Source organism: Metapseudomonas otitidis (genome assembly GCF_011397855.1).
In the GTDB taxonomy this organism is placed as follows: domain Bacteria; phylum Pseudomonadota; class Gammaproteobacteria; order Pseudomonadales; family Pseudomonadaceae; genus Metapseudomonas; species Metapseudomonas otitidis.
Window position 1 is genome coordinate 1,067,141 of the sequence record NZ_AP022642.1, and the last position, 17,484, is coordinate 1,084,624.

A 17,484-nucleotide genomic window follows, 5' to 3' on the forward strand; every position below is an offset into this window, starting at 1 on the left:
GCAGGCCTCTGCGGACGGACCGCCGGTCATCTCCGGACCCGCCGGGCGCTGGCCCTCAGTGCAGGCGGTCGCGCTTGGCCAGGGTGGGGAACAGCCTGATCCACAGGCCGGTGACCAGCAGGGTGCCGACCCCGCCCATGACCACCGCCGGCACGGTGCCGAACCAGGCGGCGGTGACGCCGGACTCGAACTCGCCGAGCTGGTTGGAGGCGCCGATGAACAGGCCGTTCACCGCGCTGACCCGGCCGCGCATCTCGTCCGGGGTGTGCAGCTGCACGAAGGCCCCGCGGATCACCATGCTGATCATGTCCGCCGCACCGAGTACCGCCAGCACCGCCAGGGAGAACCAGAAGGAGGTGGAGAGCCCGAAGGCGATGGTGGCGACGCCGAACACCCCCACCGAGGTGAACATGATCCGCCCCATGTTGCGCTCGATGGGGAAGCGCGCCAGCCAGAAGGACATCGCCAGCGCCCCCACGGCCGGCGCCGAGCGCAGCAGGCCCAGGCCCCAGGGGCCGGTGAGCAGGATGTCCTTGGCGAACACCGGCAGCAGCGCCGTGGCGCCGCCCAGCAGCACGGCGAAGAGGTCCAGGGAGATGGCGCCGAGGATGTCCGGCCGGCTGCGGATGAAGCGGATGCCCGCCAGCAGCGACTCCAGGGAGGCGCGCTCCTTGTTCAGCACCTGCTGGCTGCTGGCCAGGCCCAGCACCAGCACGCAGGCGATGGCGTAGAGCACCGCCACCGGGCCGTACACCCAGAGGCTGCCCAGGGCGTAGAGCAGGCCGCCGAGAGCGGGGGCGACGATGGTCGCCGCCTGCATGGCCGATGCCGCGGCGGCCACCGCCCGGGGGAAGAGGTCGGCGGGCACCACGTTGGGCAGCAGGGCCTGGGTCGCCGGCATCTCGAAGGCCCGCGCGGCGCCAAGGGCGAAGGCGAGGACGAAGATCATCTCGCGGCTGACATTGTCTGTGGCGCTGCCGAACACCAGCGCCACCGCCACCAGCCCCTGCAGCACCTGGCACAGCGCGGCCACCCGTCGGCGGTCGTAGCGGTCCGCCACGTGGCCGGTGTGGAGCATGAACAGCACCCGCGGGAGGAACTCCACCAACCCCACCAGGCCCAGGTCCAGCACGCTGCCGGTCAGGGCGTAGAGGTGCCAGCCGATGGCCACGGTGAGCATCTGGAAGCCGCTGGCGGTGCACACGCGGGCCAGCCAGAACGCCAGGAAGGGGCGGTGATGGCGCAGGAGCAGGGGTTGGGACATGGCGGGAAAATGCTTAGGAAGCTACCGGACGCGCAGACTAGCACCGGCAGGTCCGCCGGTGAATGGCCCGCAGCGAACGCCAGGGGCCTGCCACGAATGCGCTGACGGACGGAGCGGCCCGGGTGCGACGCGATGACTCTTGCGAGGGCGAAATCTTTCTGACTGCGTGGACAATTTTTCCTTGTGTCGGCGGGACAGATGGATAGAATCTGACCCCCGAGTCAATACCCTCGACCTTTCCCTGGTTCGGCCCCGCGTGACGGGGCCGACGGATTTTCACGCACAAAGAAAAGGGGCCGGCCTGACCGAGACCCCGAGGAATGGGCATGTCCAACCGTGATTTTTCCCGCCGCGCCTTCCTGCAGGGCAGCGTCATCGCCGGTATCGGTGTCACGCTCGCCCCGCTGGGCAGCCCGGCCTTCGCTGCCTTGTTCGAAGACCGTGTCACCGCTTCGCCGCAACCCTGGTTCACCCCCAACGGCCAGGCCCGCGCCCGCATCGACGGCGTGTCCAAGGCCTGCGGGGCGAAAGTGTTCGCCCGCGACATCCGCGCCCAGGACATGCCCGGCTGGCCGCGCCAGCAGGGCCACGCGATGCTGATCAAGGCCACCCGCGCCGACCACCTCTACGCCGGGCTCGACCTGTCCATGCTCGACGCCGGCCTGCAGCCGGATCGCGTGGTGACCGCTGCCGACCTCGCCCGTGACGGCATCGCCTTCCCCGAAGGCCACAGCCCGGACCCGCTGCTGCCGGAAGGCCAGGTGCCGATGTTCATCGGCCACCCGGTGGCCCTGCTGATCTGGAATGACTTCGAGCGCTTCCGCCGGGCCAAGAACCTGCTGCGCTACAACGACAAGGTGGTGCGCTACGGCGCCCAGGCCCCGCTGTTCGAGCGCGACCCCTACGGCAGCTTCCGCTTCGTCCGCGTCGGCGGCGACACGCCCTACGAGGCGGATCGCTTCTCCAGCCTGAAGGACAGCATGCTGTTCCCCATCATCCGCCAGCGCAAACCGACCTGGAGCCAGCAGGCGGACATCAACGGCGACCTGACCCAGCAGGGCCTGTTCCACGCCCAGCAGATGGAACAGACCCTGGGCGCGCCGCCGGAAGGCTGGCTGGTCTTCGACGAGCGCTACACCACCCAGTCTATCGAGCCGGCGGCCCTGGAGGCCGACAACGGCAACGGCTGGTACGACGCGGCCACCGGCACCCTGCACTTCGTGGTTGCCACCCAGTGCCCGTTCGAGGCCGCCGAGCAGACTGCCCACATGCTGGCGCCGTCGCGCTTCAAGGTGCGCAAGCTGAACATGCACCCCGGCTACACCGTCGGTTACGGCACCAAGGACAACAACATCTTCGTGTTCTACGCCGCCCTGGCCGCGATCTACGGTGAAGGCGTACCGGTACGCCTGGCCAACGACCGCTACGAGCAGTTCCAGAGCGGGATCAAGCGCCACCCCTTCGACATGCACTACCAGCTGGCGGTGAAGAAGGACGACCTGTCGTTCCAGATCTTCCGCGCCCACATGGACGTCGACGGCGGCGGCCGCATCAACTACAGCCCCTCGGTAGCTGCGGTCGGCGCCACGGCGGCGCAGTCCATCTACTACATGCCGCAGAGCGACCTGGCCGCCACCGCCTACCACTCCCGTGGCGTGGAGGCCGGCTCGGTGCGGGGCTACGGCACCCTGCAGACCATGGCCGCCACCGAGATGATGGTGGACGAGGTGGCCGAGCGCCTGGGCGTGGACGCCATCGAGCTGCGCCGCCGCAACGTCTTCAAGTCGGGCATGAAGAACACCCAGGGCGCCATTCCCGCTGGGGCCCTGCGCCTCGACGAGATCCTCGACAAGGCCGCCCAGCACGAACTGTGGAAGCAGCGTGACGCGCGCAAGCGCGAGGAAGAGGCCAAGGACCCGGACAACCTCTACGGCATTGGCTTCGCCATCTGCCAGAAGGACTTCGGCACCGGGGCGGAAGCGCCCATGGCCAGCCTGGAGTTCAATGCCGAAGGGCGTGTGTTCCTGCGCCAGATTGCCATCGACATGGGCACCGGTACCGCCACCTCCCAGGCCCTGCTGGTGGCCGATTACCTCGGTCACCCGGCCGACGAGATCCGCACCGGCGTCACCGAATGGCCGGAGCTGGGCCTCACCACCAGCGGCAACCCCTACCTGATCAGCCAGGCCGAGCAGGACGCCGCCCTGAAGAACCCGCGCTGGGTCGGCAAGCTGGCTTCGCCGTCCTCGGCCACCAACTCCTCCTACTACTCCGGCCACGCCACCCGCGAAGCCGCGCGCGTGCTGTTCAACCACGGCCTGTGGCCGGCGGCCCTGGCCATCTGGGGCCGTGGCGAATACGGCGGCCTGGCCAACCCCTACGTGGTGCGCCGCGAGGACGCCCACTGGGTGGAAGGCAAGCTGACCGCCAACGGCCTGCCGCCGATCCCCTTCGAGCTGCTGGCGCACAAGGCCCATGAACTGGGCCTGGTCACCGGCGTCAGCGTCCACGGCTTCAACCGCTGGGCCTGGGCCGAGGCGGAGTTCGAGATCAACGGCAACCGCGACACCCTGCCCCTGGACGCCCTGGCGGTGAAGTACGGCGACGGCGCCCCGGCGGCCACCCGCGCGCGCATGAACCGCGACGGCTACCACCTGCTGGACCGCACCCGCGTGGAATACCCGCCGACCCAGCTGAACAACGCCATGGTCACCTACTACAGCCCCGTGGCCACCCTGGTGGAGGTCAAGGTGAACAAGGGCAGCGGCGAGGTCCGCGTGCTCAGCCACCACTCCTGGCTGGAGTGCGGCCGGGTGATCGTGCCCGAACTGGTCCGTGGCCAGCTCGAAGGCGGCATCGCCATGGGCATCGGCCACGCCCTGCTGGAGGAGATGCCCCGCTACGAGGGCGGCCCCGGCGAGGGCACCTGGAACTTCAACCGCTACGTGCTGCCGCGCGCCAAGGACTGCGCCGTGTGGAACCAGAGCGCCGAGATCCTCCCGCCGCTGTCGCCGAGCGACCCGGCCAAGGGCATCGCCGAGGTGGTGATGATCCCGGTGGTCGGCGCCATCGTGAACGCCGTCGCCCATGCCACCGGCAAGCGCCTGCGTGACCTTCCCCTGAACCCCGCCCGCATCAAGGAGGCCCTCCATGGCTGATCGCGCGCTGAGCATGACCGTCAACGGCCAGGCCGTCGGTCCCCATGACGTGGCGGACGACCTGCCGATGATCGACTACCTCCACGAACACCTGAACCTCACCGGCTCGCGCCTGGGTTGCGGCCAGGGCATCTGCCACGCCTGCGTGGTGATCCTCGACAACCCGGACGGCACCAGCGAGGAAGTGCGCACCTGCATCACCGGCGCCCACTACTTTGCCGGCAAGCGCGTGCGCACCATCGAGGGCCACGCCCGCCGCGACGCCCAGGGCGCCGTGAGCGAGTTGAACCCGGTGCAGCAGAAGTTCGTCGACCGCTTCGCCTTCCAGTGCAGCTACTGCACCCCCGGCTACGTCAATGCCGCCACCGTGCTGGTGGAGAAGGCCCAGCGCCAGCCCATCCCCCGCAGCCAGGTGGAAGACGCCATCGAGCAGGCCCTGGGCAGCCACATCTGCCGCTGCACCGGCTACGTGCGCTACTACGAAGCCGCAGCGGAAGTGCTGGAAGACCTCGGACTGGTGAAGGAAGGCTGAGCATGAAAGCACTGATGATCGCGGCGGGCCTGACCCTGCCGCTGCTGGCCAGCGCCGCCGACGCCCCCCGGGACGCGGCGCAGATCGAGCACGGGCGCTACGTCGCCCGGGCCGCCGACTGCGTGGCCTGCCACAGCATCGAGGGCGGCGCGCCCTATGCCGGCGGGCTGCCGCTGGCCTCGCCGTTCGGCACCATCTACGGCACCAACATCACCCCGGACAAGGAACACGGCATCGGCCGCTACAGCGCCGACGACTTCTTCCGTGCCCTGACCGAGGGCGAGAAGCCCGACGGCACCAAGCTCTACCCGGCGATGCCCTACACCTCCTACCACCTCATCAGCCGCGAGGACTCCGACGCCCTCTACGCCTACCTGATGAGCCTGGAGCCGATCGCCCGGCCGAGCCCGAAGACCGAGCTGGCCTTCCCCTTCAACCTGCGCTTCGGCCTGTCCTTCTGGAACATGCTCTACAAGAACCGCGTGCAGCTGGAGCCGGCGGACGGCAAGAGCGAGCAGTGGACGCGCGGCCAGTACCTGGTGGACGTGCTCGGCCACTGCGGCGAGTGCCACACCCCGCGCAACGCCCTGGGTGCCCTGCAGCAGGAACAGCGCCTGGAGGGCGGGGTGATCCTCGGCTACCTGGCGCCGAGCCTGAAGGCCGATGACATGGCCGCGCGGGGCTGGAGCACCGAGGACCTGGCCACCTTCCTGCGCCATGGCGTCAGTGCCCAGGGCACGGTGTTCAACGAGATGTACCCGGTGCTGCACCACAGCCTGCAGTACCTGCCGGAGGTGGATCACAAGGCCATGGCGGTGTTCCTCATGGGCGACCAGCCACCGGCCCCGGCGATCATCGCCACCCGCCCGCTGGGCGAGTTGAGCCCCAGCGCCCAGGCCGGCCGGCAGGACTACCTGAACGTCTGCGCCGGTTGCCACGGCGCCGAAGGGCAGGGCATCCCCCACGTGGCGGTGGCCATGGCCGGCAACACCACCCTGCGCCAGGCCGACTCGCGCAACCTGCTGCGGGTGATCGACGACGGCATCCGCGAGCAGCAGTTCACCGGCTTTGAGCGGATGCAGCCGATGCCCGGTTTCAGCGATAAACTCGACGACCCGCGCCTGCGCGACCTGCTCAACTACCTGCGCCAGACCTGGGGCGGGCTCGATGACGAGCTGACCCTGGAGCAGGTGAAAGCCCTGCGCGCGGACGTGCCCACCCACTGATAGGTCCCCGTCGATGCAACACCTCGATCTGCTGGTCGTGCGCAAGGCCCTGGAATGGTCGGTTTCCGGGCGCACGGTGTGGCTGTGCACCGTGCTCGCCACCTACGGCTCGGCGCCCCGCGCGCCGGGTTCGCTGCTGGCGGCCACCGCCGACGGCCACTGGATCGGCTCGCTGTCCGGCGGCTGCGTGGAGGATGACTTCCTCGAACGCCTGGCCGCCGGCGTCTTCCAGCGGCCGGTGCAGGTGGTGCGCTACGGCGACGGCAGCGACACCCATGCGTCCATCCGGCTGCCCTGCGGCGGCATCCTCGATGTGCTGGTGGAGCGCCTGCCGGCGGACTGCGAGGCCCAGGCGCACCTGCGTGAGCTGGAAGGCGCCCTGGCCGGCCAGCGCCGGCTGATCCGCGAGGTGGACCTGGGCGACGGCACGCGCCGCCTGCTGCCGGACCGCGACCAGGGCCCCCGGGTGTTGCGCGAGGCCGAGTGGGTGCAGCTGCGGGTTGGCGCGGCCCAGCGCCTGCTGCTGGCGGGCTACTCCAGCGTGGCCCAGGTGTGCGCCGAGTTCGGCCTGAGCCTGGGCTTCGAGGTGGTGCTCTGCGACCCCCGCGAGGAGGCGCTGCAGGGCGTCGAACTGCCGGGTGTGGAGATCCGCCGTGAGCTGCCCTCGGAATACATCCGCCTGGGCGGCTGCCACGCCGACACGGCGGTGGTGGCGCTGACCCACGACCCGAAGATCGACGACCTGGCGATGATCGAGGCGGTGCGCACCGAGGCCTTCTACATCGGCGTGATGGGCTCCATGGCCACCAGCGCCAAGCGCCTGGAGCGCCTGCGCCGGGTGGGCGGGCTGTCGGAGGCGGAGATTGCCCGGATCATCGCCCCCATCGGTCTCAACCTCGGCAGCAAGACCCCGGCGGAAATCGCCCTGGCGGTGATGGCGGACATCGTCCGCGTGCGCAGCGGGGTTGCCCGCGAGCGGGTGTGAGGTCCTGGCTCCCGTAGCCCGGGCTTCAGCCCGGGGCCGTGCAACTCGGCAGCGGCCTGGGCAGCCTGGCGGCTGCCATCGCGAATGAATTCGCTCCCACGCTTGTACCCTGCTGTCCTTGCCGGGGTGACCGGCCTTGTTCCCGGGCTGAAGCCCGGGCTACGTTTCGCGCCTGCACATTCAAATTCGCCCCCTTCGTCCGAACCCCTGGAGTGCTTATGCCCAAGGTCGTCGCCCTGATCCTCGCTGCCGGTTTCGGCACCCGCTTCGGCAGCGACAAGCGCCAGGCTGCGCTGGGGGACGGTCGCACCCTGCTGGCTGCCAGCCTGGCGCGGGCGGAGGCGGTGTTCGACGAGGTGCACCTGGTGCTGCGGCCCGAGGACGATCCGGCCCGCCTGGGCGTGCCCGACGGGGTGCGGATCATCCGTTGCCAGGACGCGAGCCAGGGCATGGGCCACAGCCTGGCGGCCGGCGCACGCGCCCTAGCCGGTCACCCCGCCGAGGCGCTGGCGGTGCTGCTGGGGGACATGCCCTGGATCACCGAGGCCAGCCTGCGGGCACTGCAGGCCCAGGCGGCACCCGGGCGCATCGTGTTTCCCCGCTACCAGGGCGAACGGGGCCACCCGGTGCTGTTCGGACGGGACTTCTGGGCGGAACTGCAGGGCCTGGGCGGCGACCAGGGTGCCCGCCCGGTGCTGCAGGCCCACCCGGATGCCTGCGTGGCGCTGACGCTGGACGACCCCGGCGTGCTGCGCGACGTGGACCACCCCGACGCCCTCCGCTCCGACTAGCCATGCAGCCGCTCAAGGACGGCGCCGCGCCGTGTGTGCTGCGGCGTTCGGTCGCGCGGCAGCCTGTCGCGCGGCAACGAACCACAGCAACCCCTGCGCTACGCTTGGTTAATCTTCAAGCGCATTGATCCGCATCAATAAGTCGTGGGCGGAAATGGTATTGGGCTGTCCGGCCCGCCCCCCGCCCGCCTGCGATTCCATAAGAACAATTACGACCTGGCGCGGTTCCAAGTGCGATGGAACCCGCTGGCCCGTGCCTGTTTCAACCTGATTAGAGGAATCGTCATGTTCGGTTTGGAGGCTCTCGATCTTGCCCGAATGCAGTTCGCCTTCACCGTGTCCTTCCACATCATCTTCCCGGCCATCACCATTGGCCTGGCGAGCTACCTCGCCGTGCTGGAAGGCCTGTGGCTGAAGACACGGCAGGAGGTCTACCGCGACCTGTACCACTTCTGGTCGAAGATATTCGCCGTCAACTTCGGCATGGGCGTGGTGTCCGGCCTGGTGATGGCCTACCAGTTCGGCACCAACTGGAGTGCGTTCTCCGACTTCGCCGGCTCGGTGACCGGGCCGCTGCTCACCTATGAGGTGCTCACCGCGTTCTTCCTGGAGGCCGGCTTCCTCGGTGTGATGCTGTTCGGCTGGAACCGTGTCGGCCCGGGCCTGCACTTCTTCTCCACGGTGATGGTGGCCATCGGCACGCTGATCTCCACCTTCTGGATCCTCGCCTCCAACAGCTGGATGCAGACGCCCCAGGGCTTCGAGATCGTCGACGGCCGAGTGATCCCCACCGACTGGTTCGCCGTGGTGTTCAACCCGTCCTTCCCCTACCGCCTGCTGCACATGGCCACCGCCGCCTTCCTCGCCACGGCGTTCTTCGTCGGCGCCTCGGCGGCCTGGCACCTGCTGCGCGGCCGGGACAACCCGGCGATCCGCAAGATGCTTTCGATGGCCATGTGGATGGCGCTGATCGTGGCGCCTGTGCAGGCCTTCATCGGCGACATGCACGGCCTCAACACCCTCAAGCACCAGCCGGTGAAGATCGCTGCGATCGAAGGCCACTGGGAGAACCGCGAGGGTGAGGCGACCCCGCTGATCCTCTTCGGCTGGCCGGACATGGAGCGCGAGGAAACCCGCTTCAAGGTGGAGATCCCCTACCTCGGCAGCCTGATCCTGACCCACAGCCTGGACCAGCAGGTGCCGGCGCTGAAGGAGTTCCCCAAGGAAGACCGGCCGAACTCCACGGTGGTGTTCTGGTCCTTCCGTATCATGGTTGCCCTGGGCCTGGCGATGATCCTCGCCGGTGTCTGGAGCCTGTGGCTGCGCTGGCGCGGCGGGCTGTTCCACTCCCGGCCATTCCTCTATTTCTGCCTGTGGATGGGCCCCTCCGGGCTGATCGCCATCCTCGCCGGCTGGTTCACCACCGAGATGGGCCGCCAGCCCTGGGTGGTGTACGGGCTGATGCGCACCAGCGAGGCGGTTTCCCAGCACAGCGTGGCCCAACTGAGCCTGACCCTGGTGATGTTCGTGGTGGTCTACTTCGCCGTCTTCGGCGCCGGCTTCGCCTACCTGCTGCGCCTGGTGCGCAAGGGCCCGGTCACCGACGAGGGCAAGGAGCAGGGCACCGGCGGCCCCGGCCAGCAACGCACCCCGGCGCGGCCCCTCTCGGCGGCCGACGAGTCGGCGGACGATGACACCAGCGGCGATGCGCTGGGTACGAGGAATTGAACATGGGTATCGACCTTTCTCTGATCTGGGCCGTGATCATCATCTTCGGCGTGATGATGTACGTGGTGATGGACGGCTTCGACCTCGGCATCGGCATCCTCTTCCCCTTCATCAAGGACGACACCGAGCGCGACGTGATGATGAACACCGTGGCGCCGGTGTGGGACGGCAACGAGACCTGGCTGGTGCTGGGCGGGGCGGGGCTGTTCGCGGCCTTCCCGCTGGCCTACTCGGTGGTGCTCTCGGCGCTGTACCTGCCGCTGATGTTCATGCTCATCGGGCTGGTGTTCCGCGGCGTGGCCTTCGAGTTCCGCTTCAAGGCCAAGCCCGCCAAGCGCCACCTGTGGGACAAGGCCTTCATCGGCGGCTCCATTGCCGCCACCTTCTTCCAGGGCGTGGCCCTGGGCGCCTACATCGAGGGCCTGCCGGTGGTGAACCGTGCCTATGCCGGCGGCTCCCTGGACTGGCTGGCGCCGTTCCCGCTGTTCTGCGGGCTGGGGCTGATCGCCGCCTATGCGCTGCTCGGCTGCACCTGGCTGATCATGAAGACCGAAGGGCGCCTGCAGCAGCAGATGCATGACCTGGCGCGGCCGCTGGTGCTGGTGCTGCTGGGCATCACCGGCATTGTCAGCGTGTGGACGCCGCTGGCCCACGAGGCCATCGCCCAGCGCTGGTTCAGCCTGCCCAACCTGTTCTGGTTCCTGCCGGTGCCGATCCTGGTGCTGGTGTGCACCTGGGCGCTGCTGCGGGCGGTGGCGAACAACGCCAACCACCTGCCGTTCGTGCTCACGCTGGTGCTGATCTTCCTCGGCTACAGCGGCCTGGGCATCAGCCTGTGGCCGAACGTGATCCCGCCGGCGGTGAGCATCTGGGACGCCGCGGCGCCGCCGCAGAGCCAGGGTTTCGCGCTGGTGGGGGCGCTGTTCATCATCCCGTTCATCCTCGTGTACACGGCGTGGAGCTACTACGTGTTCCGCGGCAAGGTCACCCCGGACCAGGGCTACCACTGATGGAAAGGAGAGCGACCATGAACCTCGATGACACCCCGAAGAAGCCCCTGTGGCAACGCCTGGGCTGGCTGGTGGGCATCTGGGCCCTCAGCGTCCTGGCCCTCGGCGTGGTGGCCTACCTGCTGCGCATGGTGATGACGGCAGCGGGGCTCAGCACCCACTGAGCAGCCGGGCGCGGCGCCGAGCATTCCCGGACTGAAGTCCGGGCTACGGTCGGCGCTGCGTCGTGTGTGCTCATGTCGTTCGCCAGGCTGCGCCCCCGTAGGATGGCGCTGAGCGCAGCGATGCCCATCAATCCGCGCGCATCTTGTCCCGCCCTTCTTACTTGCTGGCTTTGAGGATCACGAACTTCGGCGTGGCGGCGACCTGTTCGACGCCCCGGAACAGCCGCTTGAGCTTGGCGTGGTAGCCCAGGTGGCGGTTGCCGACGATCCACAGCTCGCCCCCCGTCACCAGCGCGTTGCGCGCCTGCACGAACATCCGCCAGGCGAGGAAGTCGCCCACCACCTGCTGCTGGTGGAACGGCGGGTTGCACAGCACCAGGTCCAGTGAGTCCGCCGGCTGCTCGGCCAGCCCGTCGCCGGCGCGGATGTCCGCCGGGCGCTCGCCGAGGGCCGCCTGCCAGTTTTCCCGGGCCGATTGCACGGCCATGTAGGACTCGTCCACCAGCGTCAGCTCGGCCTCGGGGTTGGCCAGGGCGTAGGCGATGCCGAGGATGCCGTTGCCGCAGCCGAGGTCGGCGGCTCGCACGCGGGCCAGGCCGCGCGGCAGGTGCGGGAGGAAGGCGCGGGTGCCGATGTCCAGCCCGTCGCGGCAGAACACGTTGGCGTGGTTCAGCAGTTCCACGCGCGGTTCGTCCAGCCGATAGCGGGTCGGGTAGGGCGAGGCGACGAACGGCTTCGCTTCCGGCGTGGCGATCAGCAGGCGCGCCTTCTTAACTGCCAGAGAGGGCTGCATCGGTCCGATGTACTTCGCCAGCAGGTCGCCAGCGGCATGGGGCAGGTGCTTGACCATGCCGGCGGCCACCACCTGGGCGCCGGGGGCCAGTTGGCCGTGCAGGCGGATGAGCTGTTCTTCCAGCAGGGCGAGGGTCTTGGGCACGCGGATCAGCACCCGGTCGAACGGCCCGGTGAGCGGTTCGCTGGCCGGCACGAAGCGCACCGGGGCGCCCTCCAGGCCATTGCGCGCGAGGTTGCGCGAGAGGCCGAGGAAACCCAGGTGCGAGTCACCGCTGCTGGTGACCTGCAGGTGCGGAGCGAGGCTGGCGGCAAGGGCGCCGAAACTGTCGTTGAGGACCAGGACGCGGGTGTCGGGTGACGGCGCCTGGGCATGGAGGTGGTTGAGCAGGTACTCGTCAGCGGCGTCGAAGGCCTGCAACGGCTCACCCTGCTGGTCAGGTACGCGGACAAGGTCGAGCTGGGCGAAAGGGGTTACCAGGAGGGCCATGAAAGAATCTGCTGAAACTGAGAGGTGGTTGGGGAAACCGGCGCTTGTCTATTGCCCCGATATCACTAGAATTCCGCGCTTCCGCTGCGGCGGGCCCGGACGGGCCCCGTGCGCCAAGGCGGCACCAATAATAACCAGGCCTCGGGCTTTTCTCTGCCCTGAACGACCTGGTACGCCGTTTGACGGTGCGAATCCGCTGGTTGGGGGCGGGTCGACCACCGAACCACACATCGAATCCGGACGGGGCTCGCGCCTTTCTGCGCGGGCTTCGCCGTTTCCATTTGCATAGGTGCTTGCATGTACAGGTCTCTGCTGGGGGCGGTCTTCGCCTCGCTGTTCGTCTTTTCCAATGCGGTGCTGGCCGACGAGCCGGTGCTGATCAAGTTCTCCCACGTGGTGGCCGAGGACACCCCCAAGGGCAAGGGTGCCCTGCTGTTCAAGAAGCTGGTGGAGGAGCGCCTGGCCGGCAAGGTGAAGGTCGAGGTCTACCCGAACTCCACCCTCTTCGGCGATGCCAACGAGATCGAGGCGCTGAAGAAGGGCGAGGTGCAGATGCTGGCGCCGTCGCTGTCCAAGTTCGAGGCCTACACCAAGCAGCTGCAGGTGTTCGACCTGCCGTACCTGTTCAACGACCTGGAGTCGGTGAAGCGCTTCCAGAAGCGTGAGAAGAGCCGCGAGCTGCTGCGCTCCATGTCCAAGGACGGCATCTACGGCCTGGGCTACTGGAACAACGGCATGAAGGTGCTGACTGCCAACCGCGAGCTGCACAAGCCCGAGGACGCCAAGGGCCTGGCCTTCCGTATCCAGCCCTCCTCGGTGCTGGAGGCGCAGTTCGCCCAACTCGGTGCCACCACCGTGAAGATGCCCTTTGCCGAGGCCTTCAAGGCCCTGCAGGCCGGCACCATCCAGGGCACCGAAGGCCCCTGGTCGAACGTGGCGACCCAGAAGATCGACACCGTGCAGCCCTACGTGATCGAGACTGGCCATGGTTCGATCAGCTACATGCTGATCACCAACCACAAGTTCTGGATCGGCATCCCCTACGAGACCCGCACCGAGCTGGAAGCGATCATCGACGAGGTCACCGCCCAGGTGAACAAGGAAGCCGAGGCGATGAACGAGAAGGACCGCGAGAAGGTGATCGCCGCCGGCAAGGCCAAGGTCATCACCCTCACTCCCGAGGAGCGCGAGGCCTGGCGCCAGGCGATGATGCCGGTGTGGAAGAAGTACGAGGCCGAGATCGGCGCCGACGTGCTGCGCGCCGCGCAGACCGTCAACCGCAAGCACTGATGTCCCCAGGCTGTCCGCCGTCCGGCGGATAGCCACATGGCCCGCGGGTGTTTGCCGGGCCTGCTTTGCGCGAGACTGGCGCGGTATCCGACCCGGAGCCGTGCCATGTCCGCCAGCGACGAGAAGTTCACCCGCCAGACCCTCCGTGAGGTCCGGCCCCTCACCCAGAACCTGTTCACCCTGCGTACCACCCGTGATCCCGGCTTTCGCTTCCGCGCCGGCCAGTTCGCCCGCCTGGGCGTGACCAAGGCCGATGGCAGCACGGTGTGGCGGGCCTATTCGATGGTCTCGGCGCCCCATGACGAGTTCCTCGACTTCTTCTCCATCGTCGTGCCCGGCGGCGAGTTCACCTCCGAGCTGAGCCGGCTGGCGGTGGGCGACACCCTGCTGGTCGACAAGCAGGCCTTCGGCTTCCTCACCCTCGACCGCTTCGTCGACGGCCGCGATCTCTGGCTGCTGGCCACCGGCACCGGCGTGGCGCCGTTCCTGTCGATCCTGCAGGACCTGGAGGTGTGGCAGCGCTTCGAGCGCATCGTGCTGGTGTACAGCGTGCGCCACGCGGCGGAGCTGGCCTACCAGCCGCTGATCCACGGCCTGGCGGGGCTGGAGCACCTGGAAGGCGTGGCCGAGAAGTTCCTCTATCTGCCCGTGGTCACCCGCGAGGCCCACCCGGGCGCCTTGGGTGGGCGCATCACCACCCTGATCGAGAACGGCGAACTGGAGCGCGCTGCCGGGCTGCCACTGGAGCCGGAGCACTCGCGGGTAATGCTCTGCGGCAACCCGCAGATGATCGAGGACACCCGGGCGGTGCTGAAGGCGAGGGGGATGAACCTGTCGCTCAGCCGGCGGCCGGGGCAGGTGGCGGTGGAGAATTACTGGTAGAGGGTGTGTCGCTTATCACTTCGGAACCCGGCGGATTGCAGGGCTCTGTGGGGGCTTCCTGTCTCGCCCAAACGAAAACCGGCGCCCTGGGGCGCCGGTGGGTGGAGCGGTGAAGCCGGTCAGAGCTGGATCAGGTTGGGGATCTGCACGTCCGGGTTCACGTCCTGCTCGTAGTCAACGCCGTCGATCTCGAAGCCGAACAGGCGCAGGAACTCGGTCTTGTAGCCGGTGAAGTCGGTCAGCTGGTACAGGTTCTCGTTGGTCACCTTGTTCCACAGGTCCTTCACGGTGTCCTGCACGTCCGGTTGCAGTTCCTTGTAGTCGGCGCGCAGGCGGCCGTCGACGTCCAGGTGCGGCTCGGCGCCGTAGAGGCTCTCGCGGAACAGGCCGTCGACCTGTTCGATGCAGCCTTCGTGGGTGCCCTTTTCCTTCATCACCTTGAACAGCAGCGACAGGTACAGCGGCATCATCGGGATGGCCGAGCTGGCCTGGGTGACCACGGCCTTCAGCACCGAGACGCGGGCGTCGCCACCGGTGGCGGCAAGTTTCTCGCGGATGCCGAGAACCTTCTGGTCCAGGTCCTTCTTGGCGGCGCCGATGGAGCCGTTCCAGTACAGGTCGTGGGTGATCTCTTCGCCCAGGTAGGTGAAGGCGGTGGTCTTGGCGCCGTCGGCCAGCACGCCGGCTTCCTGCAGGGCGTCGATCCACATCTGCCAGTCTTCACCGCCCATGACCGCCACGGTGTGGGCGATCTCGGCCTCGGTGGCCGGCTCCATCACGCTTTCCTTGATCACTTCCTTGTCGGTGTCCAGGCCACGGAAGTTGACGGTCTTGCCGACCGGCTTGAGCACGGAGTTGAAGACTTCGCCGGTCTTGGGATGGGTGCGGCGCGGGGCGGCCAGGCTGTAGACCACCAGGTCGACCTGGCCCAGGTCCTGCTTGATGGTCTCGATGGTGACGCGCTTCACCTCATCGGAGAACGCGTCGCCGTTGATGCTGCGCGCGTACAGGCCCTTGGCCTGGGCGGCTTTCTCGAAGGCGGCAGAGTTGTACCAGCCAGCGGTGCCGGCCTTGGTCTCGCTGCCCGGACGCTCGAAGAACACGCCCAGGGTGTCGGCGCCCGCGCCGAAGGCGGCGGTGATGCGTGCGGCCAGGCCGTAGCCGGTGGACGAACCGATGACCAGCACCTTCTTCGGGCCGTTGGCCACGGGGCCCTTGGACTCGACGTAGCGGATCTGTTCCTTGACGTTGGCCTCGCAGCCGGCCGGATGGGTAGTGACGCAGATGAAGCCACGCACGCGCGGTTTGATGATCATGGAAACCTCGGTTGCTAGATGCGGTAACAGCACATTCAGAAGCGGGAGACGTCGCGCATCGTAGATAAGACACCTCGGTTGTGGCCAGCGGCAGCCGGGTGAGTCGGCAAAAGCCGGCCCACCCGGCATGACCGGGACGGGAGAGAGGGCCGCCCCGGGCGCTCGTTGAGGCCCTCAGGCCTCCAGGTCGGTGCGGGTGGCGCAGCTGCCGTCGCAGCGGCCCGGGCAGCTGCAGCCGGTGCTGCTGCGCCCGGTGGCGCGTTCCATGCGCCGGGCCACGGGCTCGTCGTCGGCGAACGGCAGCATGGTGGCCTCGTCCAGCTGGCGCTGGCTGCGCCCGAGGCTGAGCTGCACGGCGACGAAGAAGAAGGCCACCGTGCCCAGGCCGAACAGCACGTTCAGGGTTTCGGCATCCATGCTCCGCTCCTCAGGCCGTGGCGCCGGCCGGGGCCGTCGCACGGTCGGTGGTGCGCACGGTGTGCCAGGTATTCCAGGCCATCAGCAGCATGCCGCTGAGGAAGAACAGGCCACCGACGAAGCGCACGATGAAGCCGGGGTGGCTGGCCTCCAGCGCCTCGACGAAGGAGTAGGTGAGGGTGCCGTCGTCGTTCACCGCCCGCCACATCAGGCCCTGGGTGATGCCGTTGACCCACATGGAGGCGATGTAGAGCACGGTGCCGATGGTGGCCAGCCAGAAGTGCGCGTTGATCAGCCCGGTGCTGTACATCCGCTCGCGGCCGTAGAGGCGCGGGATCAGGTGGTAGAGCGAGCCGATGGAGATCATCGCCACCCAGCCGAGGGCACCGGCGTGCACGTGGCCGATGGTCCAGTCGGTGTAGTGGGAGAGGGCGTTGACGGTCTTGATGGCCATCATCGGGCCTTCGAAGGTGCTCATGCCGTAGAAGGCCAGGGACACCACGAGGAAGCGCAGGATGGGGTCGTCGCGCAGCTTATGCCAGGCACCCGACAGGGTCATCATGCCGTTGATCATGCCGCCCCAGCTGGGGGCCAGCAGCACCAGGGACATCACCATGCCCAGGGACTGCGCCCAGTCCGGCAGCGCGGTGTAGTGCAGGTGGTGCGGGCCGGCCCAGATGTACAGGGTGATCAGCGCCCAGAAGTGCACGATGGACAGGCGGTAGGAGTAGACCGGGCGCCCGGCCTGCTTGGGGATGAAGTAGTACATCATCCCGAGGAAGCCGGTGGTCAGGAAGAAGCCCACGGCGTTGTGCCCGTACCACCACTGGACCATGGCGTCAGTGGCCCCGGAGTAGACCGGGTAGGACTTGAACCAGCTCACCGGGATGGCGACGTGGTTGACGATATGCAGCATCGCCGTGACCAGGATGAAGGCGCCGAAGAACCAGTTGCCGACGTAGATGTGCTTGGTCTGGCGCTTCATCACAGTGCCGAAGAACACCACCGCGTAGGCGACCCAGACGATGCCCATCCACACCGCCCCGGCGAATTCCACCTCGGCGTATTCCTTGGTGGTGGTCAGGCCCTGGGGCAGGGTCACCAGCAGGCAGATCACCAGGGCCTGCCAGCCCCAGAAGGTGAAGGCGGCGAGGCTGCCGCCGAACAGCCGCGCCTGGCAGGTGCGCTGCACGGTGTAGTAGCTGGTGGCGAACAGCGCGCTGCCGCCGAAGGCGAAGATCACCAGGTTGGTGTGCAGCGGCCGCAAGCGGCCGAAGCTGGTCCAGGGCAGGTCGAGGTTCAGGGACGGCCAGACCAGCTGGGCGGCGATGAACACCCCCAGGCCCATGCCGACGATGCCCCAGACCACCGTCATCAGCGCGAACTGGCGCACCACCCGGTAGTCGTAGGCGGGTTCGATTTCTGCAGTCTTCATGCGG

The 17,484-nt window shown here is 68.1% G+C and carries 15 protein-coding genes; 10 read left to right on the top strand and 5 right to left on the bottom strand.

Translation table 11 applies throughout. The annotated features are described in order from the left end of the window. Positions 1–55: 55 nt before the first annotated feature. Positions 56–1,264 carry an MFS transporter gene (locus tag PotMrB4_RS05055; RefSeq protein WP_172432682.1) on the bottom strand — a complete coding sequence of 403 codons (1,209 nt, stop codon included), beginning with the start codon at positions 1,262–1,264 and terminating at the stop codon, positions 56–58. A gap of 326 nt (positions 1,265–1,590) precedes the next feature. On the opposite strand from PotMrB4_RS05055, the gene PotMrB4_RS05060 reads away from it, so the two are divergent. The 8 genes from PotMrB4_RS05060 to PotMrB4_RS05095 all read left to right on the top strand — a co-directional run bounded on the left by PotMrB4_RS05060 (position 1,591) and on the right by PotMrB4_RS05095 (position 10,858). Beyond that, on the top strand, positions 1,591–4,422 hold the full coding sequence (locus PotMrB4_RS05060) for a xanthine dehydrogenase family protein molybdopterin-binding subunit (protein ID WP_172432683.1): 2,832 nt from the start codon (positions 1,591–1,593) through the stop codon (positions 4,420–4,422). Beyond that, positions 4,415–4,954, top strand: a complete 540-nt coding sequence (locus PotMrB4_RS05065; RefSeq protein WP_044410561.1) for a (2Fe-2S)-binding protein — start codon at positions 4,415–4,417, stop codon at positions 4,952–4,954. The genes PotMrB4_RS05060 and PotMrB4_RS05065 overlap by 8 nt, the downstream gene beginning before the upstream one ends. A 2-nt stretch (positions 4,955–4,956) precedes the next feature. Beyond that, the gene (locus tag PotMrB4_RS05070; protein WP_172432684.1) at positions 4,957–6,180 is read left to right on the top strand and encodes a cytochrome c; all 1,224 of its coding nucleotides are present in this window, start codon (positions 4,957–4,959) and stop codon (positions 6,178–6,180) included. 13 nt (positions 6,181–6,193) lie between these two features. Next, entirely contained in the window at positions 6,194–7,165 is a 972-nt protein-coding gene (locus tag PotMrB4_RS05075) for an XdhC family protein (protein ID WP_172432685.1), read from the top strand. A 218-nt stretch (positions 7,166–7,383) separates the two neighbouring features. Further along, positions 7,384–7,956 (top strand): nucleotidyltransferase family protein, encoded by a 573-nt coding sequence (locus PotMrB4_RS05080; RefSeq protein WP_172432686.1) that lies wholly within the window; start codon positions 7,384–7,386, stop codon positions 7,954–7,956. Between the two features lie 285 nt (positions 7,957–8,241). Beyond that, on the top strand, positions 8,242–9,684 hold the full coding sequence (locus PotMrB4_RS05085; RefSeq protein ID WP_172432687.1) for a cytochrome ubiquinol oxidase subunit I: 1,443 nt from the start codon (positions 8,242–8,244) through the stop codon (positions 9,682–9,684). 2 nt (positions 9,685–9,686) lie between these two features. Continuing rightward, positions 9,687–10,694, top strand: coding sequence for a cytochrome d ubiquinol oxidase subunit II (gene cydB / locus PotMrB4_RS05090; protein ID WP_172432688.1), 1,008 nt, complete (start codon positions 9,687–9,689; stop codon positions 10,692–10,694). Between the two features lie 17 nt (positions 10,695–10,711). Further along, entirely contained in the window at positions 10,712–10,858 is a 147-nt protein-coding gene (locus tag PotMrB4_RS05095) for a DUF2474 domain-containing protein (protein WP_069559907.1), read from the top strand. 157 nt (positions 10,859–11,015) lie between these two features. On the opposite strand, the gene PotMrB4_RS05100 is transcribed toward PotMrB4_RS05095, so the two are convergent. Beyond that, a complete protein-coding gene (locus tag PotMrB4_RS05100; protein WP_142012121.1) occupies positions 11,016–12,140 on the bottom strand; it encodes a methyltransferase in 1,125 nt (374 codons plus the stop codon). Positions 12,141–12,437: 297 nt separating this feature from the next. On the opposite strand from PotMrB4_RS05100, the gene PotMrB4_RS05105 reads away from it, so the two are divergent. Both PotMrB4_RS05105 and PotMrB4_RS05110 read left to right on the top strand, forming a co-directional pair. Beyond that, the gene (locus PotMrB4_RS05105; RefSeq protein WP_172432689.1) at positions 12,438–13,430 is read left to right on the top strand and encodes a TRAP transporter substrate-binding protein; all 993 of its coding nucleotides are present in this window, start codon (positions 12,438–12,440) and stop codon (positions 13,428–13,430) included. A gap of 105 nt (positions 13,431–13,535) precedes the next feature. Further along, a complete protein-coding gene (locus tag PotMrB4_RS05110) occupies positions 13,536–14,312 on the top strand; it encodes a ferredoxin--NADP reductase (protein ID WP_172432690.1) in 777 nt (258 codons plus the stop codon). Positions 14,313–14,431: 119 nt separating this feature from the next. Here PotMrB4_RS05110 and fabV read toward each other — a convergent pair whose 3' ends face one another. From fabV to ccoN, 3 genes are all read right to left on the bottom strand, one after another. Continuing rightward, positions 14,432–15,628, bottom strand: coding sequence for an enoyl-ACP reductase FabV (gene fabV / locus PotMrB4_RS05115; protein WP_172432691.1), 1,197 nt, complete (start codon positions 15,626–15,628; stop codon positions 14,432–14,434). Positions 15,629–15,802: 174 nt separating this feature from the next. Further along, a complete protein-coding gene (locus PotMrB4_RS05120; RefSeq protein ID WP_107328859.1) occupies positions 15,803–16,045 on the bottom strand; it encodes a cytochrome Cbb oxidase CcoQ in 243 nt (80 codons plus the stop codon). 10 nt (positions 16,046–16,055) lie between these two features. Continuing rightward, on the bottom strand, positions 16,056–17,480 hold the full coding sequence (gene ccoN / locus PotMrB4_RS05125) for a cytochrome-c oxidase, cbb3-type subunit I (protein WP_074972937.1): 1,425 nt from the start codon (positions 17,478–17,480) through the stop codon (positions 16,056–16,058). Positions 17,481–17,484 lie beyond the last annotated feature (4 nt).